This is a genomic window from Algoriphagus sp. NF, from assembly GCF_028823735.1.
GTDB classification, from domain to species: domain Bacteria; phylum Bacteroidota; class Bacteroidia; order Cytophagales; family Cyclobacteriaceae; genus Algoriphagus; species Algoriphagus marincola.
On record NZ_JAPEIB010000008.1, the window covers coordinates 63061 to 87054 of the forward strand.

Consider the following 23994-nt stretch of genomic DNA (forward strand, 5'->3'; position numbering starts at 1 on the left):
ATTCTTAGAAGAATTTATATCGATAGTCTTTCACATCGGCGAGCTCTTCGAGAGCCATCATCACTTGATAGCTGACTCGTTGTGCTCCGCTTTGTGCTAGCTGTGATTGATAGGCTGTATAATCAGCGATTTCGGCAGCCGGTGTAAGGGCATTAAGCTTTCCTACCAAGACTCCGATATCCTCTTGGATTGGTTGGGTAAGTTGTCCTTCTGAAAGCCCGAAGATCGCTCCTACTGCCTTTGGTGCAAAGCCAATTCCCGGAATCACAGAAGAGCTAAGCTTCAGATCAGGAATTTCATTTAATGAAGCATCATCTCCATAGACAGCCTTCATTTCTTCTAAAGTAGACTTTCCTGCAAGGGCTTCTTTGATCAAAGCTGCTTTCTTGTCATTTCTTACCTGACCTTCTACTTGATCTCTCACATCAGCAAGTTCTGCGTCGCCTTCCTCTTTCTTGCTTACTAGGGAAGCTACGATGTAGGCATTGTCTAGTTCAAAGACAGGAGATACTTCACCTTCTGAAGCTTCTGCGAAAGCCCATCGAATGATTTCGCGTGCATTCTGTAGGTTGTTTAGGTTTCTTGCACCAGCATCTACATTATTTGCCTGAAGTACTCGGTAGTTCTGATCAATAGCGTTTTCAGAAAATTCATTTCTATTTCCAGACTCTGCTGCGAAAGCATCTGCATTTCTGAATGCTTCATTGCGAGTAGCATCTGAGGCGATCAATTCCTTTTGAAGAACTGCGATAGAAGTGTATTCAGATTGTGGCAATTCAGTCACCTCGATGATGTGGAAACCATATTCTGTCTCAACTAGATTTGGCAATAAGCCGGTAGATCTTCTCGCATAGGTTGCGTTTGCAAATTCTTCCACAAACTCCTCTTTGGCAAACCATCCTAGGTCTCCGCCCTGCTGAGCCGTACCATCTTGACCATAGGTTCTTGCTGCTGCCGCAAAATCACCACCTTCTTTCAAGTCCTGAAGAACTTCTTCTGCTTGTGATTTGATACCAGCTTTGGCTACATCATCCATTCCTTCTGTACTGAAAAGGATGTGCGATGCTCTCATTCTTGGAGTGCCTTCGTACTTCTTGGTCACCTTGAAGCTGATGTAAGTAGAATTAGCTGTTACAAAAGGACCGTAAGTCACACCTTCTACAAACTCATCTGTATTTCTAGTGAAATCCTGAGGAAACTCATCTCCCGGACGGAAAGTGTAGAATGCCGGACGGATATCTGAGTTTCTGTTTACAAAAACAGAATCCTGCTCGCTGTTGCGAAGTTCCTCAGTCAACTGAGTGATTTCTTCAATTACCTCCGCTGAATCAGCAGCACTTGGTAGGATGGAGAAATTCACATATTCGATATTGGCTGTATTTCCAGTCTGAAACTTCTCCTTGTTTTCACGGAGGTAAGTTTGCATTTCAGCTTCGCTTACGCTTACCGCTGAATCAGGGACAGCATAGTAAGGGACAAAAAGAATGGAAGTCTCAGCAATGGTATTTGCTGCTTTGTATTCCATTTTGCCTTCTGCTGAAGTTGCATATTCGGAAGTCCCAAGAAGATTATCGTATTTGATACGAAGACGAGAGTCTGCGAAAAGTTGCTCTTGCTGCGCCCAGAAAGCTTGCTGAGCAGGATCTGCTGTTTCTAGAGACTGAAGAAAGCTGATTAGCTGTGTTTTGTCGAATTGACCAGTCTGTGGATTGACCAATTGCTGACGAAGCTCAGGGACGATGTTTTTTCCTTGCACCATATCGACCAATTCTTCTGGAGAAATGGTAAGACCAAGTTTTTCATATTCTTCTTTGAAAACCTTGTCTACAATCATGGACTGCCAAGCTTGCTCACGCACAGAGAACATTTCTACTTCAGAAGGAGCTCTTCCTGTTCGTTGCTGATAAGCTATTCGAAATTCCTCCACCTTATCCACATACTCTTGGTAGGTGACATCTTCGCCTGCGATCTCACCGACTACAGGGTTATTGTTTCCGAGAAGGCTGGAGTTTGGGCTTAGTAAATCCCCGCCCAAAAGGAATAGAATCAACCCGCCTGCGATTACGCCGATAGCGAGACCTGTCCGCTGTCTTATTTCTTTAATTAATGCCATTAGTTTTAGTACACTTTTTTAGAAGAGACGCAAAATAACGGCATTGCGAACGATTTTCAAAATATATTCTGAATCAAAGCTTTATCTATAAAATTGCTGAATGGTTGATTTTCAGGCGAAGTGAATCGATTCGGTGCTCTTGCTTAGATACAACAGAGAAAGTGTAAGGCCCGATGATGATGGATTCACCTTTTTTAGGAAGGTTTTCTGTGTAGGAAAGAATCAAGCCGGATAGGGTCTCATAGTCTCCAAGAGGCAATTCCCATCCATATTTATCATTCAGATAGTCGATTTCATGTCGGGCGCTCAGGAGAAATTCGTGCTCGGAAATTTTCTGCTCGATCAGATCGTCGCTGTCATACTCATCTTCGATCTCTCCAAAAATCTCTTCAATAATATCTTCCATCGAGACGATCCCACTCGTACCGCCAAACTCATCTACGACCAAAGCGAGACTTTTGCGCTCTTGGATAAATTGGATCAGCAGCTCATTGGCAAGTGCAGATTCTGGTACGATGATAATTGGCGTCAGGATTTCCTCGATGGTTTTGGGCTTTTTGAAAAGCTCTAGCTGATGACAGTAGCCGATTACATCGTCGATGGTTTCCCGATACACGATGATTTTCGAGTGTCCACTTTCTGCAAAGACCTCTTTGAGTTCTTCAATGTCGTCCTCTACTTCCACTGCTACGATGTCTGTCCTTGGAATCATACATTCCCGGACTCGGATGGTTTTAAACTCCACCGCATTGTCAAAAATCTTGGTATCAATTTCGGGGTTTCCTTCAGATTTGTCCTGCTGCAAGTGGTTTTGGATAAAGCTATTAAGGTCCGTAACAGTAAAAACCGGCTTGTCCTCGCTGTATTCTAGCCGTAGGATTTTTGTGATAAAAAATCGGGAAAGTCCCACTACTGCCCAAACTACCGGATACATCAGGTAATAAATGATCAAAAAAGGTAGGGCGAAAACGTTTAACATGCTGTTTGGATTGAGCATGAAAAGGCTTTTTGGCAAGAACTCAGCTGTCACCAAAACAATGATGGTGGAAATCACTGTTTGCAAAATCAAAATGACTGCCTGCTGATTGAATCCCTCCGGTAGCCATGCCGCCAAAGGAGGCTCCAGAAGAAAAGCCATGAAAATACCATAAAGGACCAAGGAAATGGTATTTCCCATCAAAGTAGTCCCGATAAACTGACCCGGCTGCTGCACAAATCCACTCAGCACTTTACCTGCAAAGGCGCCCTGCTTGCTCTGTAGCTCGATCTGAAGTTTGTTGGCTGAGATGTAAGCGATTTCTATCCCCGAAAAGAAAGCCGAAAAAAGTAGGGTGATGATGACGTAAATCAAATAGCTGGTTTCCATGAATGCTTATCGCTTATTTTTCTTTTTTCCCTGTGGGGGCTCATTTTGCTGTTCTTCAGCACGTTTGGTTTTTCGATACTGAAACCAAAATAGCAAGGCCACAGCAAACATAAAAATCGTGTATGAAAAACCGATTCCTACTGTCATGGTCTGATGTACTCCAATGATAATCAGAGCCAAAGCGAGGGAAAGGATTAGGACATCTGCTAACTTCATAAATTTTCTCCGGGAAGTACCGTCCGACTATCACGGACATTCTTCAGGGTGTAATTGGTAAAACTCTCATCAGCGACCATACCTGTACCGTTGAATAGCGTTTGCTTATCTCGAACGGTCACAAAGGTCTCTGTGTAAATGATTTTTTTATTCGGATCCCAAAAAAGCTCCTCTGCCTGTAAGTGCTGATCTTCGATTTCGTTGTCCACCTGGACATTTCCCTGCCCACGGTATAGGTTTTCTTTTTTATCAAAGAAGGCCTTATCTGCCCGAATTTTAGTGCTTGGAGTCCCGTCTTTTTCAAAAAACTGTATTTCGATTCCTTCCGGAAACTCCATGTCTCCTTCCAAGAATTCCATTTGCTTGGGAGCCCGAATTTCGGACCGTAGCAGTGCAGAGTCAGATTCTATGATATGAATATTCGTGGCGACATTGATCGGGCCATCGTACACTTGTAGCGCGGATGCATCCACATCCTCCCGGCAGGAAATGATGGAAAGGCTAAAGAATAGTAGAATTGCTGCAAACAACTGCTTCATCACGCAAAGATACGAGACATTTTTTGATGGGGTTTAATAAAAAAAGGCAGCCCAAGGACTGCCTTTCAAATATGTTTTGTGTTGGATTAGTCTCTTGTTGCCAAGGTGACGGTCTCTCCGATCCAGCATCCGGTATTGATGGTGGATCCTGCCTGAAGGCCTTCTGTGAAGAGCTCTTCTTTGGAAGGGAATCTAGATCGAGCACTAGCCATACCTTGAGAGTCTCCTGCCCGCTGATAGGCATTGTAAGCTGCGATGTAGATAGAGTAATCTTTAGCGCGTGACTGACCACCTCTACAATCGTTGAACGAGTTCATGTAAAGCTGCGCAACCAAGGTATACGCATCCTTCACCAATTCTTCGTTTAGAGAAGCGGCTTGCTTAGCAGCATTTCTCGCGTCAGACTTACGGCCCATATTTCCATAGATCTTAGCCAATTCCATCTGCATCTCGCCACGCTGCGTGTCGTTTTCAGCCAGCTCCAAAGCTTTTTCCACTACAGGAAGCGCTTTTTCATAATCTTGAGCCTGCATGTATCGCATCGCACGGACTTGAGAAGTAGAGTAAGTTGGATTCTTGGAATCAATCAATTCCAAAGCTGTCAAGAAAGCATCTGAAGAGAAGCACTTATATTGTACAGAGTATTTGAAGATCTGATTAGCGAGGGCTTCATTAGTAGGGTCAGCTGCTAGCTTTGGACCCATCGTATTTTCGATAAAGTCACAATCAATCAGCTTCATGGCCACAAGAATTGTTTCTGTGGTGCTTTTTGGACGAGAAACATCTTTTCCTTCAGCAGCCATCTTATCAAGATCTACCTGAATTTTATCATAGATTGCCAATACCTCTTCTGGCTCGTAAGCTTTGTTGTAGGCATTGTGACGATAAACTGCATCGAAATAAGCAGAGTATAGATCGACCAAAGACAGTTCTCCATTCAATTCCATAGCACGCTCAAAGTCGGCTACAACATCTCCTAGCTTTTCTTTTGTGCCTTTGTAAAAGCCATAACCGAAATAGGCTTTGTTCTCAATCCACTTGGGTGCATTGTCATAGATCTGATCACGCTTATCGTAGATAGCCATCACAGAGTCCTGATATACTCGTTTCTGAGCTTCGTCAGCAGTCGCATCAGCAGCACCTTTATAGATGGTCACACCGTTGATATAGATAGACTCATTGAGTTCCGGTACATTCACCAATAGCCAATTGAGTGGTCCGGTCGCCTCAATAAATTGCTCGGCTTTCATGTAGTCGGTGTAGGCTGCGTTTAATTCTCTAGCCTTGGCTTCTTCCGCAGAATCAGCTGGCCAGTTCCATCCATCCTGGGCCTGCACCATGCCTGCCAGGAGTAAGGCTGAAAGCCCCAGTAAGGTTGATTTAATTTTCATGGTTTCTAATTGGTTTTTATTCGGTTTAATAGTTTTATCTTATTCAAATACCCGCTTGTAGAACCAGGTGTTATCATTCAAAGAGAATCCTAGGGAGAAGTTTACGTAGGTTTCTCTGACAAGCCCTGAGTCCACGGTTCCTCTTTGACCAATCTTCATGGCCAAGTTCACTACGGACAGTTGATTAACACGAAATGAAGTTCCAAAGTTAATGCCAAGGTCATTGATCTGTGTGTTGTTCAGTACATACGGAGTCTGCTGAAATTCAAATCCTGCCCGGTAAGTAGAGCGCTTAGCAAGGTTGTCCACAGACAGATAATCAGGAACATATTCAAATCCCAGCCCCACTTTGATCGCCTGCTGAAGTTGAAGTGGATCACCTAGAAAGCTTCTGAAATCTGCAAAGTCTTGATACTGACCCTCTAGCCCTACGATAAATTTATTGGCTCGCTCATAACTCACTCCAAATCCGTAACGATTTGGTATTGAAACACTTCCCCTCAAATCATCTGCAAGCAGGTCCCCCGGCGTTTCGGGGTCGCTAGCTTGGCCAAATGCTGCTAGTTTGGCAAAAGCTTTTCCACGGAGATCGCCTATTCTCTGATAAATGGCGCCCAGATGAAGGTTTCCATTTTCACTTACAGGGAAAAAGTAGTGTGCCCCAAATTTGAAGCCCACATCACTGATTGTTAATCTTTCATAAAATTCGGAAGTGTTCCCTACTTGAGTTCCTAAGGTGTCGAAAATAGACAGCTGATTGGTTCGGATCGTAGATCCAAAAAAGTAGGATGCATGGAATCCAAGGCTCAGGTTTTTAGCAACCAAAAACCCACCACTAAGGTAGGCTTCCGAGATTCCACCGTCTCCGGTAATAGTATTGAAGCTGCTGAGATCTGTGCCTGCCACCTGACTAGTAATCTCCAAGTCATAGTTTACCGAGGTGAGTTGATTGAGACCCATACCCATGGTAAACTTTGTAGGCTTGAATGGAAGCGACATGGCGATGTAAGAAAGTCCTCCTCCATCTACATCTGCTGTCTCAGAGCCGTTATTAGCATTGATTCGCTTGTAATTCAGTGCCGCCTGAAAGTTGAAAATCGTATTTCGGGTCTGAAGGGCCGGATTGACATAGTTGGGATTCCAGCCTGTACCGAAGCTTATTCCAAGTCCACCGTTTCCTTGATTGTGAGTGAGTCCTGAATAATTGAATTCACCGATTCCAAGGGCCGAGTAAGTGGATGCACTCGACTGTGCCTTTACCTCAGTAAATAATAAAAGGGTGCAGCAAACACCCAACAACTGCCATTTAATTTTGCTCAACATGGTGGTTTAGAATGCAATTCAATCCGCGCAGGACCAAATTTGGGACTACAAATATGTGTGCTTTTGCCAATGAATCAAAAATTTGGGCATCCCCTCCACAAATAAATACCTGTAAATCGGGATATTCTCGGAGGTAATGTCTGATTTGCCCCTCAATCTCATAGGCTATACCATACCAAATTCCTGATCTCATTCCATCGACAGTCTTTTTTCCCAAAGGATTAGTGATTTTCTCATTTACCTGAACCAATGGGAGCCTAGCGGTGAATTCATGCATGGCTTTTGCCCGCATTTGAAGGCCTGGACTGATAGCCCCTCCTTGGTAGACATTGTGTTCGTCCACGAGCTCAAAGGTCATGCAACTGCCCAAGTCCACGCTAAGACAAGGCTTCTCTCCAGATAGCTTCCATGCTCCTACAGCTGCGGCAATTCGATCCAATCCCAGCGTTTGAGGCGTTTCATAGCCGTTTTTGATGGGTATAGGAGTAGCATGGGTCAGGAAAATGAATGGGAAATCCAGTTCCGATTCCAATTCTTCTTTGCTCCACCGGACAGAGGAAATTAGGCAATTCTCAAAGGACTGAGATCGCCAAAATCCCCTTGCCTCAGCCAATTCCTGAAAGTTTTTTTCCCATATCAAATCCTCTCCCGAAAAGAGAGCGGACTTAATTCGGGAATTACCGATATCGATGATGAGATTTTCCATTTGGATTAAGCTTCGCAAATTAGCCAATTCAAAAAAGAGGGCATTTTCTTAAATCTAAAATTATCTTTATTCCTCGTTTCACTTAACAAACATTAACCCCATGGAGTACGCTGCAGATTTAATCGGCCTGATGTCCGGAACTTCCGGTGATGGATTGGATATTGCCTATTGTCGATTTACGAAAAAGGAGAATTGGAGTTTTGAGATTCTTCATGCGGAGACGGTACCCTTTCCGGAGGATTTGGTGAGTTTGTTGAGTAAATCACATCAGTTATCAGGGGAGCATTTGGCCCTATTGGATGTGGATTTTGGAGCTTGGATGGGACTGCAGGTGCGAGAATTTTGTCAGAAAAGAAACTTACAGCCTTTGGCAGTCTGCTCTCATGGGCATACTGTTTTTCATCAACCTGACAAGGGCTTATCCCTTCAAATTGGGAATGGTTGGTCCCTGCATCAATACAGCGGATTGAAAGTAGTCAATGACTTCCGGATGCTCGATTTGCAATTGGGAGGTCAGGGTGCTCCTTTAGTCCCAATCGGTGACCGCATGCTTTTTTCGGATATGGATTTTTGCCTCAATTTGGGAGGAATTGCCAATATTTCCATGGAGTATGCAGGAAAGAGACTGGCCTTTGACACCTGTCCTTTCAATCTATTGCTAAATCCCCTCGCCGAGCAGCTTGGCGCAACTTACGATGATAAGGGTGCATGGGCCGCTGAAGGAAGAGTGGATGATGAGCTTTTGAATCGCTTAAATCAAGTTTCTTTTTATCAAAAAACCGGAGCCAAATCATTGGGAAGAGAAGACATGGACCGGGACTTTTTTCCCTTGATCGACCAGGTAGCACTTTCTCCAAAGGATATTCTCGCTACGCTGGTTGAGCATTATGCCATTCAAATTGCTTCTGTCATTCGAAAAAATGCTTCCACTCCAAAACCCAAAGTGCTGATTACCGGCGGCGGTGCCTATCATGAATATTTCATAAAAAGACTGGATTCAAAATTGGATTCTAACTGGGAACAGGTTGCGGCATCCAATCAATTGATTGAATTCAAGGAAGCCCTTGTTTTCGCCTTTTTAGGCTACTTAAGAATTTTAGGGATCGATAATGTCCTTTCGGATGTGACAGGAGCATCAAGGGATTCCTGTTCAGGGACAATTTATGGCTAGATAAGTCTGTGGGAGCCAAAGATTCCCCTTATGTATTTTTTCTGGGTCAGGCTCGAATATTTTCTATTTTTGCAGAGCAGATATAAACCCAATAAACGATGCAAGAATTACTCAAAAGGTTTGAAAATAAAAAACCTGAAATCATTTTTGAATGGTCAGATTCCGAATCCGAGGCAGAAGGCTGGGTCGTGATTAATTCACTCCGTGGAGGAGCTGCCGGCGGCGGTACCCGTATGAGAAAAGGCCTAGACAAGCGTGAGGTAGAATCATTGGCCAAAACAATGGAAGTAAAATTTACGGTATCGGGTCCGGCGATTGGCGGGGCCAAGTCGGGTATTAATTTCGATCCAAAAGACCCGCGCAAGGAGGACGTTCTGAAGCGCTGGTACAAGGCCGTAACACCCCTTTTAAAGAATTATTACGGGACCGGAGGAGATATGAATGTGGACGAAATCCATGAAGTCATTCCCATCACAGAGTCCTATGGCATCTGGCATCCTCAAGAAGGAATTGTCAACGGGCATTTTCATGCCACCGAACCGGAAAAAATCCGGAAAATCGGTCAGCTTAGACAAGGAGTCTCCAAAGTCTTGGAAGACCCTAAATACACTCCAAATGGTGCAAAAAAGTACACCGTGGCAGATATGATCACGGGTTTTGGGGTGGCAGAAGCAGTGCGGCATTATTACCAAATATGGGGAGGTAACCTAAAAGGAAAGCGAGCAGTTATCCAAGGATGGGGTAATGTAGGCTCTGCGGCTGCATGCTTTTTAGCAGTCGAGGGTGTTAAGATTGTCGGAATTATCGATAAGAATGGAGGTCTGATCAATACGGAAGGCTATTCTTTGGATGAGGTCAGAGAACTATTCCTCAATCGAATTGGAAATACGCTCGTTTCAGATGATTTAATTCCATTCGAAGAGATTGATGAAAAAATCTGGGATCTCGAAAGTGAAATCTTCATCCCCGCAGCGGCATCGAGATTAATTACTAAAGAACAATCCGATCGAATGATCAAAGCGGGCTTGGAAGTAATCTCTTGTGGAGCCAATGTTCCATTTGCAGACCCTGAGATTTTCTTTGGGCCGATAGGAACTTGGACTGATCAGCAGGTTTCGGTGATTCCTGATTTCATAGCCAACTGCGGTATGGCGAGGGTATTTGCCTATCTGATGAGTCAGGAGGTCGAAGTTACGGATGAGGCAATCTTTGCCGATGTCAGTCAGACGATCGAAACAGCTTTGAAGAATACTTTCGCAGAAAACCCAACAAAAACCAAACTGGCAGAAAGCTCCTTTAAAATAGCTTTGGCTCAACTCGTGTAAAACTATTCTTTCAGAAAGCCCAGAAAGCATTAATTTTTCATTAATTCTGCTGGGCTTTCCCATTTATGAGTTGGGCGATTTCCGGCAAAATCAGTAGCTTAGCAAAGCTACTCAGCCATATTTGGGCAATTAAAATTTTGCTTAAATTACCCCCAGATAAAACGCAGCACACCTATTATCAGAAAAATGAGGAATTTTATACCAGTAGTTACCCTACTTTTCGGAATATTATTTTTTCAGGCTTTCTCAGTACAGAAAAGTTTTGCGAAGGAAGCGGTTTCCTTAGAAATCCTTGCTGACCAAGATCATCAGTCTACGGAATCCTCGAATACTGAGCATGGACAAAGTGCTGAAGATCATGGAGGAGACCATGGAGAGGAAGCACATCATGCACCTCCAGGTTGGTTGGTGATTCCTTTTGTTGCCTTGCTGCTGATGATTGCCACTGGCCCTCTTTTTTATGAGCATTTTTGGCATCACAACTATCCTAAGATTGCTGTGGCCTTAGCCTTGTTGGTCGTTTCCTATTACTTATTCATCCTTCAGAATGTCCATGGTCCTGTTCATGCCTTGGCTGAGTATGTGCAATTCATAGCCTTATTGGCATCACTTTACATTGCCTCAGGAGGGATTCTGATAGAAATTGACAAGAAAGCCACGCCACTGGCAAATGTCAGTTTGCTTTTAATCGGTGCTTTAATTTCCAATTTGATTGGTACTACAGGAGCATCCATGCTTTTGATAAGACCTTTCATCCGATTGAATAAAGGAAATATTCAAGCTTATCACATCATCTTCTTTATTTTCATGGTGAGTAATGTGGGAGGTTCTCTGACTCCGATCGGTGACCCGCCACTTTTCTTGGGTTTCTTGAAGGGAATTCCATTCTTCTGGACCCTAGAACATAACTGGCCTGCTTGGATTTTCGCTTTGGCTGTGCTAGCAGTAGCATTCTATTTTATCGATCGCAAACTGGGACGTGCCGGAGATGATAGTGAATTGGAAGAAACTACCTACACCAATAAGTTTACCCTGATCGGAGTGAAGAACTTTGGATGGCTTTTCATCGTGATTTGTTCGGTCTTCTTGGATCCGAATGTGATCGAGTGGGTACCGGCAATTGTCTATGACGGACAAAAATTCTCCTTCCTGCGGGAAATCATTATGCTATCCGTTGCATTTCTGTCCTATCGCTTTGCTGATCAGCGCGCGATCAAAGGGAATGAATTTAACTTCGAACCTATCCGTGAGGTGGCATTCATCTTTATTGGGATTTTCGGCACGATGATGCCTGCCTTGGAGTTGGTAGGCAACTTCGCCAAGTCTCCTGAAGGTTCAGCGTTGATCACTCATAATACCCTCTATTGGGGAACGGGTATTTTATCAGGGTTCCTGGACAATGCCCCAACCTATTTGAATTTCTTAGCGGCCGCTATGGCTTCCAAAGGAGCTTCGATTAATAATATTGAGGAGGTGCGGCAGTTTGCTGCGGATGGATTCCATGATTCTGCTTTTGAACTGATGGCTATTGCCATTGCCTCGGTATTCTTTGGAGCGATGACCTATATCGGAAATGGACCCAACTTTATGGTGAAGTCAATCGCCGAGCAAAGCGGAATCAAAATGCCATCCTTCTTTGGCTATATCATCCGCTTCTCACTTCCGATTTTGCTTCCACTGCTCTTTATCGTTTGGTTAATTTTCTTTGCTTTCGTTTAATTCCAAAACTTCCTTATATCGAAAGCAATCCACCAAATGATCATTCACCAAGCCCGTGGCCTGCATATGGGCGTAGATTGTCGTAGATCCTAAAAATTTAAAGCCTCTTTTCTTTAGGTCTTTGGCGAGACGGTCTGATTCGGTCGAGGTAGCCGGAGCATCTTTCATGCTTATCAGTTGGTTTTGGATGGGTTTTCCTCCTACGTAAGACCAGATATATTCGCTAAAAGAACCAAACTCCTTTTGTATTTCCATAAATCGCTGGGCATTGTTGATAGCCGCTTTGATCTTGAGCTTATTGCGGATAATACTTGTGTCTTGCAGCAATTCCTCCACATAGCTATCAGGAAATTCAGCGACGATTTGGTAGTCAAAATCCGCAAAAGCTTTGCGATAGCCTTCCCGCTTTTTCAGAATCGTCGCCCAACTCAAGCCTGCCTGCGCTGATTCCAAAACTAAAAACTCAAAATGCAACCTATCATCATAGACGGGCACGCCCCATTCCTTATCATGATATTCGATGTATTGTGGAAAGCCCAAGCACCAAGGGCATCTGATTTTATCTTTTTGCTCTTCCATCATCCTGATTTTGAATAAAAGTAGGAAAGCTTTGGGATTTGGAGGTAATGAGGCTTAATTTTTAGCCATGCAAGAATTACCTGATGGCATACCGACTTCCCGTTTAGAAATAAGTGCGAAAGCTTACCGACAGAATATCCGCTATATCCGCTCGGAAATTGGGCCTAAACCAACCATCTCTGCGGTGGTCAAGGGAAATGCCTATGGACACGGCATTGCTCAGATGGTCGAAATCGCTGAGCGTGCAGGAATTCGACACTTCAGTACCTTTAGCTCTGATGAGGCATGGCTCGTTCGTAGGCATTCCACGCGAAAGTCCGAGATTATGATTTTGGGCATGCTGTATGATTCCGAGCTTCCGGATTTGATTCAGGCTGGAATTAGCTTTTATGTCTTTGATTTTGATCGGCTTCAGAAAGCTATTCAAGTCTCCCAAGACTTGGGAATTGCAGCTAAAATTCACGTGGAATTAGAGACAGGCTTTCATCGGACAGGTTTTGATTGGGAAGATCGAGCTCAGCTCGTTTCGCTTCTGCAAGAGGCAAAGGATTATGTCATTTTAGAGGGTTTATGTACACATTATGCCGGAGCTGAAAGTGTCAGTAATTATGTTCGGGTCAAAAACCAAATTGCTGTCTACTATGATTTCAAAAATTTTCTTTCCGAAAATAATCTCTTTTTCAACCGATACCACACGGCCTGCTCTGCAGCAACTTTAATTTTTCCGGAAACGATCATGGATATGGTTCGAATCGGAATAGCGGGCTATGGCTTCTGGCCGACCAAGGAAACTTTCTTTGCGAAGCTAAAGGATCTTCCGAAAGCCAATAAGAATCCTTTAAAGCGGCTGATCACTTGGAAAAGTCAGGTAATGAGCGTCAAAAAGGTCGAAATGGGTGAGTTTGTTGGCTATGGAAATAGCTTTATGGCCTTGAAAAATATGCTTTTGGCCATCGTACCTGTTGGATATGGACATGGCTACAGCAGGTTACTTTCCAATTCGGGCCTGGTTTTGATTGGAGGGAAGCACTGCCAGGTAGTGGGGACGGTCACCATGAACGCCATAGCTGTAGATGTCTCTCACGTCAAGGATGTGCAGATTGCAGATGAGGTAGTGATGATTGGAAAGCAAAAAGGGAAAGAGATTACCGTAGCTTCCTTTTCGGAGTCTACCCAGCAGGTGAACTACGAATTGCTCACCCGATTGCCGCGGGATATTCCACGCAGAATTATTGATTGACCCTAATTAGGAATTCCAGATTTTCCAGGCAGCTTCAGCCTGACCTTCGAGCATTTCTAGGCCGTTTTTGGCTTTTCCACCCTTGTCCAGACAAGTTTGCATGAGCTTCGTAACTGCCGGATTATAGACCAGGTCATAAACGAGGGTATTTTTGGTAAAAGCTTCCTTTGAAATTGATGGCATGGCATCTGTGTTTGGAAAAGTACCTAATGGCGTGCAGTTGATGATCAACCGGTACTTTTCAAAAAACTCGGGTTTTCCAGCCAATTCCTCATAGCTGATACTCGAATCAGTGGTTTTGCGTGATACAGACAAAGATTCGATCTCTAAATCCTCCAATGCTTTGGAGACAGCTTTGGACGCACCGCCAGTCCCCAAAACGATGGCAGAGACGTTTTTTCCTTCAAGCCAAGCTTCGAGTGAATCTTTGAACCCGATGTAATCGGTATTGTATCCGATGAGCTTTCCATCCTTGATTTGGATACAATTCACTGCGCCGATAGCAGCGCAAGCAGGATCCAAATCATTCAAAAGTGGAATGACCGCTTGCTTGTGGGGAATGGTTACGGAGAGACCTTCTAGAGAAGGGTTTTCGGCAACAATTTTTTTGAGTTGGTCGGCTGTTTCGATTTCAAAAAGCTCAAATTGACAATCGTCTAGTCCTTCTTTTTGAAATTTTTCTGTGAAATATTTCTTTGAGAAAGAGTGTCCCAATGGAAAACCAATTAAGCCAAATTTTCGCATTATTTTTTCAGATAGTCAGCAACTAGATCAATTCCCAAAACCAGGATAATTCCTCCGACAAAGCCAGCTATTGCCAAACCCAAATTTGGCTCAAGGCCTACTTGCTCAAAATATTCAGAAGGCCAGAGATTTTCAGTCAAAAAGGGCTTTTGCTCACCTGAGGAAGAGGTTCGGTATTGGGTGACTACTTTCCAAGGCCAGAGTTTGTTGATCGAGCCAAGCATAAATCCTGAAAGTAAGCCAATCGTGGTTGAATAGAATTTCTTCAAAAGCCAGGAAATCACTCGGCTGAAGGACAAAATTCCAACTACGCAGCCAGCTGCAAATACCCCCAAGGTAAAAAGGTCTCTCTCGGAAATAGCAGTCATAATGTTTTCATATTTACCTAAAATGAGCAAAATGAAACTTCCGCTGATCCCTGGCAAAATCATGGCACAGATGGCGATCGCCCCAGCAACAAAGGTAAACCAGGTTGCGTCAGGAGAGCTCGTAGGCGGAAGCTCAGTCACCCACCAAGCTAGTGCTGTTCCCAAAACTACAGCAAGCACCACTCCTAGATGCCAGCGTTTGATTTCCTTTAGGATCCAAAAGGCGCTGACTAAGATCAAGCCACAGAAAAAAGACCACAGCGGGATGGGGTGCTCATCCATCAAGTAGGTGATTAGCCTCGAGAGTGTAAATGCACTCGTCAAAATCCCCAAAACCAGGCTCAATAAAAACTTACCGTTTACCGACTTGAAAAAGCCTTTGAGCTCAAACTTCAGCAGAAGGGAGAGATTTTCTTTGTTGAAGGAATTGATACTGTCGAGCAGCTGCTGGTAGATACCTGTAATAAGCGCAATGGATCCGCCGGAGACACCGGGAACGATATCTGCGGCACCCATAGCCAGTCCTTTCAGGTAGTTAAGGAGGTACTTTTTGATCGATCTCATAGAAAAATAAAGGCTGACCGATGGATTCGATCAGCCCGAAATAATGTAAAATTTACAGCTTGATATCGCCTAGGAAATGGTCGAAGGTGTCGCCTCTCAATCCCAAGCGGATTGTTTCCAAGGGAATCACTTCTGAAGGGCTGATATTTCCCAAGTTTACATTGGCTCCAAGGAGTTTGATAAACCAAACTTGCTGAGACTTGATAGGAGCTTCCCAGATGATTTTTTCCTCTGGAATTTTGGTTAGAATCTCTTCTACCAATCCTTGTCTCACTTCTCCGGAATCACGGAAAAGCCCAACATTTCCGCCTTCTCTAGCCTCACCGATTACTTTCCAAGCTCCTGCGTCAAGTTCTGTTTGCATTTGCTCGATCCATTTGTAGGGAGGAATGATTTTGGCGGCATCTTTAGAGCCCACCTCAGAAAGAACGGTCACTTGCTGCGAAAGCGTAGAGATGAATTCACACTTTTTATCGTGATTGAGGGAAATCGAACCGTCAGAGACTTCGCAATATTCTAGATTATACTTGTCTAGGACTTTTCGGTAGTCATCAAACTGACCACGGACGATGAAAGCTTCAAACAAAGTACCACCCAAATAAACAGGGACACCAGCTTCTCGGTAGATTTCAATCTTCTCTTTGAGATTTTTGGTCACATAGGAGGTGGCCCATCCGAGTTTGACAATGTCAACATAGTCAGAGCAGATGCTCATAAAGTCTTCTACTTCTCTGATGCTAAGGCCTTTGTCCATAGCCATGGTGAATCCCGAGGTACGTGGCTTTTCAGTTCGTACCGGGATATTCTTCAGCACATAATTCATGGAGGTGAAATTTTTAAAATAACAAGCTAGGGGTTTTCTTCTTTGTACTGGGCAATGAGCTTGTAGATCGCCTTCTGCTTCTGGAGTTCGGGCATCAAATCATACAAAATCGTATGCCTGTCGAAGTCCAAAGTTAAGGCATTTTCCAAATATGAAAACGCTTCCTTGTATTTACCCATTTTTATTTGGTAGACGACCATTCGATAATAGAGCTCTGCAGCCTCGGGAAGTTCCTCAATTCCCTCATTGATGACGTCGATGGCTTCTTCAAAGCGGTTTTGGTCAAAATAAATTACAGAGAGGTTCACGTAGGTCTCCATGATACCCGGCTCAAGATTGATCGCCTCTTCATAGGCCTCGGAGCTTGCTTGCAGATTTCCCAAATTAAATTCTGCATCTGCCAGCCCAACCCAATAATTCGGATTTTCTTTGCTCAGGTTGAGTGCTTTTTTGAAATAATGAATGGCCTCGAAAAACTTTTCTTTTTTCAGCATGCACATCCCTAGCCCAAACCAAGCATCGTCATATTCCTCGTCTAGCTTAGCCGATTTTTTGAAATACTTGAAAGCCTCGTCGATTTGACCCAGCTTTTCATAGGCGGCGCCTAAATAGCAGCAGTTTTCGGCGTTGGCTCCTTCACAATTGATCGTGTTTTGATAAGCTTCACGTGCCTGCTCGAATTGCTCGGTATTCATCAGGGCATTTCCCAAATTGAAATACGCAGAAGCAAATGACTCATCAATTAGCAAGGCATAGTCGTAAGCCTTGATCGCTTCCTCGAATTTTCCCAAGCGATTGTAAACTACCCCGAGATTGTACCAAGCTCCAGCAGAATAGGGGTCTTGATCGATAAATTCCTGATAAAAATGCAGGATTTCATCAAAGGAGCCTTCCTCCTCCGTGATCATTGCGAGCTGGAAAAGTGCATCTTCATGATTGATTCGGAGCTTGACAGCTTCTTTGAAATAATGGCTTGCTTGCTTATTGTCTCCTTTGGCGCGGAAAAGATTGCCCAAAGAATAGAAAACCTCCGCTTTATCCTCCGCTAGTGGTAAAAACCGCTCCAGTAGCTCAATTCCTTCTTGGGGATTTCCAGAAATGATATGGGCATTTGCTAAAGCGAGGATGATCTCCTCGTTATTTGGAGAGATATTATTGATATTTTCCAACAGGGAAAGTCCTTCGTCGACCTCATCCATAAAGATCAGACTTTGAGCTTTAAGCAGCTTGATTTCTATCGAAAAAGGAAACTTTTCCAGAGCATGATCGGCTGCTTTCATGGCTTTCATAAATCGCTGCTGATCAAAATAAAATCGGATGATGTCTTCGAGTTCTTCCTCGTCAAAAAACAGATCCAAATTGGCTTTTAGGGAATTTTCAAATCGCTCAACAAGCTTTTTGTCGCTTTCCCAATCGTGATCGTGATCTCCTGTCATTCGAGTAGGTTAAGGTTTTTATAAGTTACCAAATAAATTGATGCAGCAATACCTCGGATTGGTAATTTTTGTGAAAAAAAACAGATCCGATTCTGGCAGACTTTGCAACGAACAGAATGAGAATTAAGTTTACTTGGCCCATTGAAATGATTCAGCAAGGCTTTTGAAAGAATAGCCCGTTTCAGCTTTGACTTTCTGATTGTCATAGTGGATTTCTAATCGGGAGAGCATTGCTGTTTTTTTATTGAGTGGAATCTTGGAAATTCTCAAAAATCGGCTGAACCCTGCATACCAAACGGCCAGTCTGAGCAAATTATCTGGCAGGGCTTTGCTGGGAGCTTTTTTCCCAAAGGTATGGGCCATTTTTTCAAAAAAGGATTGGTAGGAAACAGATCCTGCACTGAGAATATAGCGTTGACCCCATTTTTGTTTTTCAAAAAGGATCCGGGAGACTTTCGCCGCATCCCGCACATCGATATAGTTGACGCTTCCCTTGGGATAATAGCTTTTCTGCTCCAAAACATAGTCATAGATCGCAGTGCTGCTTCGCTGATGGGAGATCTTGCCTAAGATGATTGAGGGATTTACAATTAATACCTGAAGTCCTTCCTGCTCTCCCCGCCATACTTCCAACTCTGCCTCATACTTGGAGCAGGCATATTCGGTATTCAGTGGAGAATCGGTCCATTTGAATTTTTCATCTACGCGATGGATCTCTGAACTTCTTCCGATTGCTGCCACGGAGGATACATGGATCAGCTTAGGAATCCCAACTTGGATCATGGCATTCACCAGGTTCCGGGTTCCTTTGACATTCGTCTGATACAGAGTATCAGAGTCTTTTGGATTAAAAGATACCAATCCGGCTGCATGGATGACTAGGTCCATCCCTTCTAATGCTTCCTCTAGAGACTGCTGATCATTTAAGTCCGCTTCTTTCCATTGAATGGATAGATTGAGTTCGTCCACCAGTCTGGTTGAAGAATTGGGTCTTTTGATGCCGTGAATTTTTCCAAGAGAAGAAAACTCAGCTGCTAAAAAACTACCGAAAAGTCCCGTGATTCCCGTAATGAGGATATTCATCGAAGAGTTAGAGTTGGGTGTTGAGCCAGGAAGATTCTTTGATCTTGGAGTAGTATCGGGTTGCCGAAAGGGTTTTGAGCATATCCACGTATCGCTGATTGTGACAGTCTGAGCCTAAAAACCTAACATTCCCGGTATCGATGAGGCTTTCTGCAAAGTCTTTGACATGCTTAGAATAAAAGCCAGTCAAAGAAAGCATATTCACTTGAAGAAGAATATTGCGCTCGAGGATTTCCTCTTGGAGTTTTTTATCAGCGATCAGGTATTGATATCTTTCAGGATGGGCAAATACAGGCTTATAACCGGCCATTTCCATTTGAAAAAAGGATTCGAGAAGCATTTGGGGCTTATTGATAAATCCTGTCTCGACTAGGACATAGTTGTCACCAAAAGAGAGTAATTTTTCTCCGGATTTTACTTTCTCCAAAAAGATCTCGTCCATGTAATACTCCGCGGCAGCTTCGATCTCAATATCCAAACCCTCTTTTTTCACGGCTCTTCGCAGGTCTTCCAGACCCATCTGAATAGTTTCTGGGGTGTTTCGATAGTATTCAGACATGACGTGAGGAGTCGTGATCAGCTTGCTGAGTCCTAGATCTGACAACTCACGGATAAGAGTCAGGGATTCCTCCATGGTCTTTGAGCCATCATCGATGCCCGGGATCAAATGGGAGTGCATATCTGCTCTCAACCAACTCAAATCAAGTTCCTCTACCTCTACCGGTTTACGCTTTAGAAAATCAAGTATTCCCACTTCTTATAATCCTCCTCCAGATTGTTCTTTGAATTCCTGCAAACTTGGCCATTTTTGATCTTTTTCGGAAATAATTGGCTCACTCACTTTCCAATCGATTTCCAAAGCCGGGTCATTCCATCGAATTCCCCCTTCACTTGGAAAGTGATAATATTCAGAACATTTGTAAAGAAAAATCGCGTCCTCTAAAACAGAAAACCCATGAGCAAAGCCAACAGGAACGTAAAGCAAGTTGTGAAGCTGTGCATCCAGCAGGACCGTGTGAGACTGTCCAAAAGTTGGAGAGCCCTTTCTTAAATCTACGGCTACATCCAACACTTTTCCTTGTACAACTCGGACCAATTTTGCTTGTGCGTATGGGGCTCTCTGAAAGTGAAGTCCTCGAACGGTTCCCTTTTGAGAAAAGGATTGATTATCTTGTTTCCAATCGACGGATATTCCCACTTCATCAAACCAGTCTTTTCGGAAAGATTCAAAGAAGTATCCTCTTGGGTCCTCAAAGATTTTTGGTCTTATCTCGACCAAGCCGTCGAGTTTGGTGGTAATAATATTTGGCATGGGGGTAGAGTTTGAGGCTTTAAAATAAGTATTCCGTAGACGAGTATCCTAATCAATATCGTGGAATTATCCCGACATTTGTTGTTAAAACTTGACTTGCTGTCGATTGAGACTTTAGAAAAGCTGAACTATTGACGCGAAGTCTACATTATTCAAGAAGAAAAGATACTATGAGTAAATATTCAAGAAAACTTCAAAAACTGTTTGATACCGCGCCTAGGCAGGAGACTGCTGTGTTGGTTTCGCTGATTCGTCAGCAGCAGTCGGACTTTGAAGTAGAAGAACATCTGGAAGAGCTGTCTTTTTTGGCAGAGACTTTAGGCGTAAAAGCGGTTTATCGCTTTACCCAACGGATGGAAAAACCAGATATACGCACATTTATCGGTAAGGGAAAGCTGGAAGAAATTTTGGCCTATATCACGCATTTTGAAGTGGATATGGTCATTTTTGATGATGACTTGAGTCCTTCACAGATGAAAAACCTTGAAAACGAACTCAAGGTGAAAGTCTATGACCGCTCCTTATTGATTTTGGATATTTTTCTTCAACGCGCCCAAACCGCCCAAGCCAAAACCCAGGTTGAGCTAGCTCGCTATCAATATTTGCTTCCCCGTCTTACCCGAATGTGGACACACTTGGAGCGTCAGCGAGGAGGTACATCGACTCGTGGTGGTGCCGGTGAAAAGGAGATCGAGACGGATAAGCGGGACATTCGAAACAAGATTACGCTGCTGAAGCAAAAGCTCAGACAAATAGAAAAGCAAGGTGAGACTCAGCGAAAAGGAAGAAAGGGGATTGTCAGAGTGGCTTTGGTTGGTTATACCAATGTGGGAAAAAGTACGCTGATGAACCTGATTACCAAAACGGATATTTTGGCTGAGAACAAGCTTTTTGCTACGGTAGATTCTACTGTTCGCAAGGTAGTGTTGGAGCAAATTCCATTTCTTCTCTCAGATACAGTTGGTTTTATTCGAAAGCTGCCGACCCACTTGATAGAGTCATTTAAGTCCACCCTGGATGAGATTCGTGAGGCCGATCTTTTGGTCCATGTGGTGGATATTTCTCATCCAAACTACGAAGACCATATTGCAGTGGTGAATCAAACACTTCGGGAAATAAATGCCGGTGATAAACCCATTCTTTTGGTTTTCAATAAAATAGATCTTGTTGAAACCATGCCTTCTGAAGAGAAAATCATGGAAATGTCCGAGATGGATCTTCAGGATGCAGACTTTAAGGATTTTGGGGCATTGGCAGAAGCATATAAGAAAAAGACTGGAATTGAACCTGTATTCATGGCTGCCGGTTCTGGACAAAACGTGGATTTATTCCGAGAACGCCTGACCGAAGAAGTCAAAAAGCAACATTTAAAGATTTATCCACACTATCTGGGTGATGAAGTAATTTCATTCGAAGGAAAAGAGAATGCATAAAATCATATTAAAAAATCAATAACTATTGAAAAAGGGTCCTGTAAATTAGAATGCAGGACCCTTTTATTTTACAAGGTTTAGAATTTCAATTTCAACCCAAGCAAGAAATTGGTTCCTGCCTGAGGATAATAGAAGTTCTCTGTGATCAATTCACGTCCATTTCCTCCTGGTACAAAATAGCTAAAGGTGTAGCCGTTTGGCTCGTAGAGTTCATTGAAGATATTATTGATGAGTAAGTTGATCTCCAACCCTTTGAAATAGCGAGGTTGGACCGAATAGCTAATTCGAAGGTCGTTGGTAAAGAAGGCGTCCAATGAGCGGTCCACATTCGAGGTGTTGTCAAGGAATTGTCGGCCTACATATTTGCTGAACCAATTGACTGACAGATTTTTAGTAGGCTGGAATTCTATAATAGCCGACCCGACCACATTCGGTGAGAAAGCAATATCGGTGTCCGTGTAGGTAAAAGTCTCTTGCTGAAACTCCTCTACGGAATAGTCATCGATGTATTCTGTGAACTCAGCGATTTTATTTTGGCTAAAGGCAATATTTCCTCCCAAAGTCCACTGCTTTGAAAGCTGATAGGCACCGTCTAGCTCGATTCCTGCTCGATAGGAAGACTCCACATTTTCACGGATATAGGCTCCTACATCATTGATCTGTCCAGTCAGGATGAGTTGATCCTGATAGCCCATGTAGTAGAAGTTGGCATTGTAGGTGAAATTTCCACTTCTGGATCTGACACCAGCCTCGATGTTGTTTAGACGCTCAGGCCGGGGCACTTCTGTGATGGGGTTGTCGGTAAAGTCAGACCGGGTTGGTTCACGATTTGCCACTGCAAAACTTGCATAGTAGGTTCGTTCTCCTTTTTCATAAGAAAAGCCAAATTTTGGATTGAAAAAGGTGTAAGACTCTTGGCCATCTACTATTCTCAAATCATCATTTATCCCTTTGAAAGAATAGTCAATTCCCCGGACTTGAAGGTCTCCGAAAATATTCAATCCCGGCTTGATTTCGTAGGTTGCTTTAGCATAGATATTCCGATCGTCTTTGATTGCATTATTATCGTAGTATCGATCTCGGATATTGGTATTCCCTGCAATTCTTGCCCAAATAATCTCGCCAAAGTGTCCTCCATCGTAGCGATTGGCTCCACCTCCTAAGATAAAGTCGAGTTTACCATTGTCAGATATATAATTAGCTGAACCGATAAAACCGTAGAAATCATTGTCTAGCCATCTTCTTCTAATGAAATCAGTGCTGCTGATTACTTCTTCACCGATTTCTACATTGGGCAGATTGTAGCTTGCAAAATCATCATCCTCTCTGAATTGCTCGTAGTACCCTCTGCCATAGGTGTAGTGAAGCGCGAAATTTGTTTTCCAGTTGCTTCCGATTTGTCCGGTGTAGATTAATTGGTAATGATCCTGCTGATAATTGTCCGTTTCATTGTCGTAGGTGTAGTAATTCCATGTCCGATCATCTTCCAATTTATCCTCTGGAAGTCCCCACCAAGATTGATAGGTTTGTTCTTTACCAGAGAAAGCAATCAATTTGATCACGCTTTTTTCACCGTAGTAGCCACCAGAGACAAACCAGCTGCGGAGATCCGAAAAGGAACGATCCACAAAGCCATCGGAGGTAATTTGAGAGAGTCTTGCATCCACTGCAAAGCGATTGTTGAGAAGACCAGTACCAGCTTTGACAGTATGTCTCCAAGTATTGAATGAGCCAAATCCATTGTCGATTTCGGCATAGGCATCATCTCTTCGGGTATCGGTCTGGAAGTTGAGACTGGCCCCGAAAGTGGCCGCACCGTTGGTGGAGGTTCCTACGCCGCGTTGTATCTGTACATTTTCTACAGAAGAAGCAAAATCCGGCATATTGACCCAGAATACTCCATGGGATTCTGCGTCATTAAGTGGGATTCCATTAATGGTAGCATTGATTCGTGTTTGATCCGAACCCCGAATACGAATCCCGGTATAACCTACTCCGGCCCCAGCATCCGAGTGAGAGACCACAGAAGGAGTGAAATTCAGTAGAATCGGAATATCCTGACCTAGATTTCGCTTGGCCAATTCGGCCTTATCGAATGTTTTGAAGGTCGTTGGAGTCGTTTCTGATGCCCGAGTGGCGGATACAATGAATTCCTCTGAAAGGAAATCTTTGCTTTCAAGCTTGAAAACAAGCGTCTCGGAATAAGGCAAAGTAATTTCCTCCGTGAGGGATCCATAGCCTAGGTAGGATACGCGGATGGTTACTTTTCCATCAGGGAGCTTGCTTAGAGTAAAATTCCCATCGGAGTCTGTCACTACTCCTCTACCCGTTCCTTCAGCCCAAATAGCCGCTCCAATTAGTGGAGTGTTGGAGGATTGATCTACTACTTTTCCCTTGATTTGCTGCTGTGCAAATGCAGCAGATAAAGTCAGGCAAAACGCCAGACTTAGCCATAAATTTTTCATGATACTTTTTCCCTTGCGGGTGATTGGATGAAACATGGGAGGACTTAGGGGAAGTCATCCGTATTTGTTTACCCGTTT

General features: G+C 43.6%; 21 protein-coding genes. 5 read left to right on the forward strand and 16 right to left on the reverse strand.

What is annotated here, in order from left to right:
• Positions 1 to 4 precede the first annotated feature (4 nt).
• The 7 genes from OU792_RS05530 to OU792_RS05560 all read right to left on the reverse strand — a co-directional run bounded on the left by OU792_RS05530 (position 5) and on the right by OU792_RS05560 (position 7654).
• A complete protein-coding gene (locus OU792_RS05530) occupies positions 5 to 2113 on the reverse strand; it encodes a peptidylprolyl isomerase (RefSeq protein ID WP_274669692.1) in 2109 nt (702 codons plus the stop codon).
• An 85-nt stretch (positions 2114 to 2198) separates the two neighbouring features.
• The gene (locus tag OU792_RS05535; RefSeq protein ID WP_026946256.1) at positions 2199 to 3479 is read right to left on the reverse strand and encodes a hemolysin family protein; all 1281 of its coding nucleotides are present in this window, start codon (positions 3477 to 3479) and stop codon (positions 2199 to 2201) included.
• A gap of 6 nt (positions 3480 to 3485) precedes the next feature.
• Positions 3486 to 3695 carry a hypothetical protein gene (locus OU792_RS05540; protein ID WP_026946257.1) on the reverse strand — a complete coding sequence of 70 codons (210 nt, stop codon included), beginning with the start codon at positions 3693 to 3695 and terminating at the stop codon, positions 3486 to 3488.
• On the reverse strand, positions 3692 to 4234 hold the full coding sequence (gene lptC, locus OU792_RS05545; protein WP_133390892.1) for an LPS export ABC transporter periplasmic protein LptC: 543 nt from the start codon (positions 4232 to 4234) through the stop codon (positions 3692 to 3694). Before lptC ends, OU792_RS05540 begins: the two co-directional genes overlap by 4 nt.
• Positions 4235 to 4320: 86 nt before the next feature.
• The gene (locus OU792_RS05550; RefSeq protein ID WP_134200231.1) at positions 4321 to 5625 is read right to left on the reverse strand and encodes a tetratricopeptide repeat protein; all 1305 of its coding nucleotides are present in this window, start codon (positions 5623 to 5625) and stop codon (positions 4321 to 4323) included.
• A 39-nt stretch (positions 5626 to 5664) separates the two neighbouring features.
• Positions 5665 to 6948: a hypothetical protein gene (locus OU792_RS05555; protein WP_274669693.1), complete on the reverse strand. Its 1284-nt coding sequence runs from the start codon at positions 6946 to 6948 to the stop codon at positions 5665 to 5667.
• Positions 6932 to 7654 (reverse strand): type III pantothenate kinase, encoded by a 723-nt coding sequence (locus tag OU792_RS05560; protein ID WP_134200233.1) that lies wholly within the window; start codon positions 7652 to 7654, stop codon positions 6932 to 6934. Before OU792_RS05560 ends, OU792_RS05555 begins: the two co-directional genes overlap by 17 nt.
• A 100-nt stretch (positions 7655 to 7754) precedes the next feature.
• Between OU792_RS05560 and OU792_RS05565 the strand changes: the two genes are divergently transcribed.
• The 3 genes from OU792_RS05565 (at position 7755) to OU792_RS05575 (ending at position 11869) form a co-directional block, all read left to right on the forward strand.
• Positions 7755 to 8825, forward strand: coding sequence for an anhydro-N-acetylmuramic acid kinase (locus tag OU792_RS05565; RefSeq protein WP_274669694.1), 1071 nt, complete (start codon positions 7755 to 7757; stop codon positions 8823 to 8825).
• A gap of 98 nt (positions 8826 to 8923) precedes the next feature.
• Positions 8924 to 10150: a Glu/Leu/Phe/Val dehydrogenase dimerization domain-containing protein gene (locus OU792_RS05570; protein WP_100628600.1), complete on the forward strand. Its 1227-nt coding sequence runs from the start codon at positions 8924 to 8926 to the stop codon at positions 10148 to 10150.
• A 186-nt stretch (positions 10151 to 10336) separates the two neighbouring features.
• Positions 10337 to 11869, forward strand: coding sequence for a sodium:proton antiporter (locus tag OU792_RS05575; protein WP_134200237.1), 1533 nt, complete (start codon positions 10337 to 10339; stop codon positions 11867 to 11869).
• Here the strand turns inward: OU792_RS05575 and OU792_RS05580 are convergent.
• The gene (locus OU792_RS05580; RefSeq protein WP_274669695.1) at positions 11846 to 12448 is read right to left on the reverse strand and encodes a DNA-3-methyladenine glycosylase I; all 603 of its coding nucleotides are present in this window, start codon (positions 12446 to 12448) and stop codon (positions 11846 to 11848) included. The two genes, OU792_RS05575 and OU792_RS05580, sit on opposite strands and share 24 nt — an antisense overlap.
• A 67-nt stretch (positions 12449 to 12515) precedes the next feature.
• Between OU792_RS05580 and alr the strand changes: the two genes are divergently transcribed.
• Entirely contained in the window at positions 12516 to 13688 is a 1173-nt protein-coding gene (alr, locus tag OU792_RS05585) for an alanine racemase (protein ID WP_134200241.1), read from the forward strand.
• A gap of 6 nt (positions 13689 to 13694) precedes the next feature.
• Here the strand turns inward: alr and OU792_RS05590 are convergent, their stop codons facing one another.
• The 7 genes from OU792_RS05590 to rfbC all read right to left on the reverse strand — a co-directional run bounded on the left by OU792_RS05590 (position 13695) and on the right by rfbC (position 20018).
• Positions 13695 to 14432, reverse strand: a complete 738-nt coding sequence (locus OU792_RS05590) for a shikimate dehydrogenase family protein (RefSeq protein ID WP_274669696.1) — start codon at positions 14430 to 14432, stop codon at positions 13695 to 13697.
• Positions 14432 to 15364 carry a DUF368 domain-containing protein gene (locus tag OU792_RS05595; RefSeq protein ID WP_134200245.1) on the reverse strand — a complete coding sequence of 311 codons (933 nt, stop codon included), beginning with the start codon at positions 15362 to 15364 and terminating at the stop codon, positions 14432 to 14434. The genes OU792_RS05590 and OU792_RS05595 overlap by 1 nt, the downstream gene beginning before the upstream one ends.
• Positions 15365 to 15416: 52 nt before the next feature.
• Positions 15417 to 16187 (reverse strand): phosphosulfolactate synthase, encoded by a 771-nt coding sequence (locus OU792_RS05600; RefSeq protein ID WP_134200247.1) that lies wholly within the window; start codon positions 16185 to 16187, stop codon positions 15417 to 15419.
• 26 nt (positions 16188 to 16213) lie between these two features.
• Positions 16214 to 17623, reverse strand: a complete 1410-nt coding sequence (locus OU792_RS05605) for a tetratricopeptide repeat protein (protein WP_026946270.1) — start codon at positions 17621 to 17623, stop codon at positions 16214 to 16216.
• Positions 17624 to 17752: 129 nt separating this feature from the next.
• Entirely contained in the window at positions 17753 to 18706 is a 954-nt protein-coding gene (locus OU792_RS05610) for an NAD-dependent epimerase/dehydratase family protein (RefSeq protein WP_274669697.1), read from the reverse strand.
• Positions 18707 to 18713: 7 nt separating this feature from the next.
• Entirely contained in the window at positions 18714 to 19460 is a 747-nt protein-coding gene (locus OU792_RS05615; protein WP_024284293.1) for a tyrosine-protein phosphatase, read from the reverse strand.
• A 3-nt stretch (positions 19461 to 19463) separates the two neighbouring features.
• Complete coding sequence (gene rfbC / locus OU792_RS05620) at positions 19464 to 20018, reverse strand: dTDP-4-dehydrorhamnose 3,5-epimerase (protein ID WP_274669698.1); 555 nt, start codon at positions 20016 to 20018, stop codon at positions 19464 to 19466.
• Between the two features lie 170 nt (positions 20019 to 20188).
• Between rfbC and hflX the strand changes: the two genes are divergently transcribed.
• A complete protein-coding gene (gene hflX / locus OU792_RS05625; RefSeq protein WP_026946274.1) occupies positions 20189 to 21451 on the forward strand; it encodes a GTPase HflX in 1263 nt (420 codons plus the stop codon).
• Between the two features lie 77 nt (positions 21452 to 21528).
• On the opposite strand, the gene OU792_RS05630 is transcribed toward hflX, so the two are convergent.
• A complete protein-coding gene (locus OU792_RS05630) occupies positions 21529 to 23916 on the reverse strand; it encodes a TonB-dependent receptor (protein ID WP_274669699.1) in 2388 nt (795 codons plus the stop codon).
• Between the last annotated feature and the right edge of the window lie 78 nt (positions 23917 to 23994).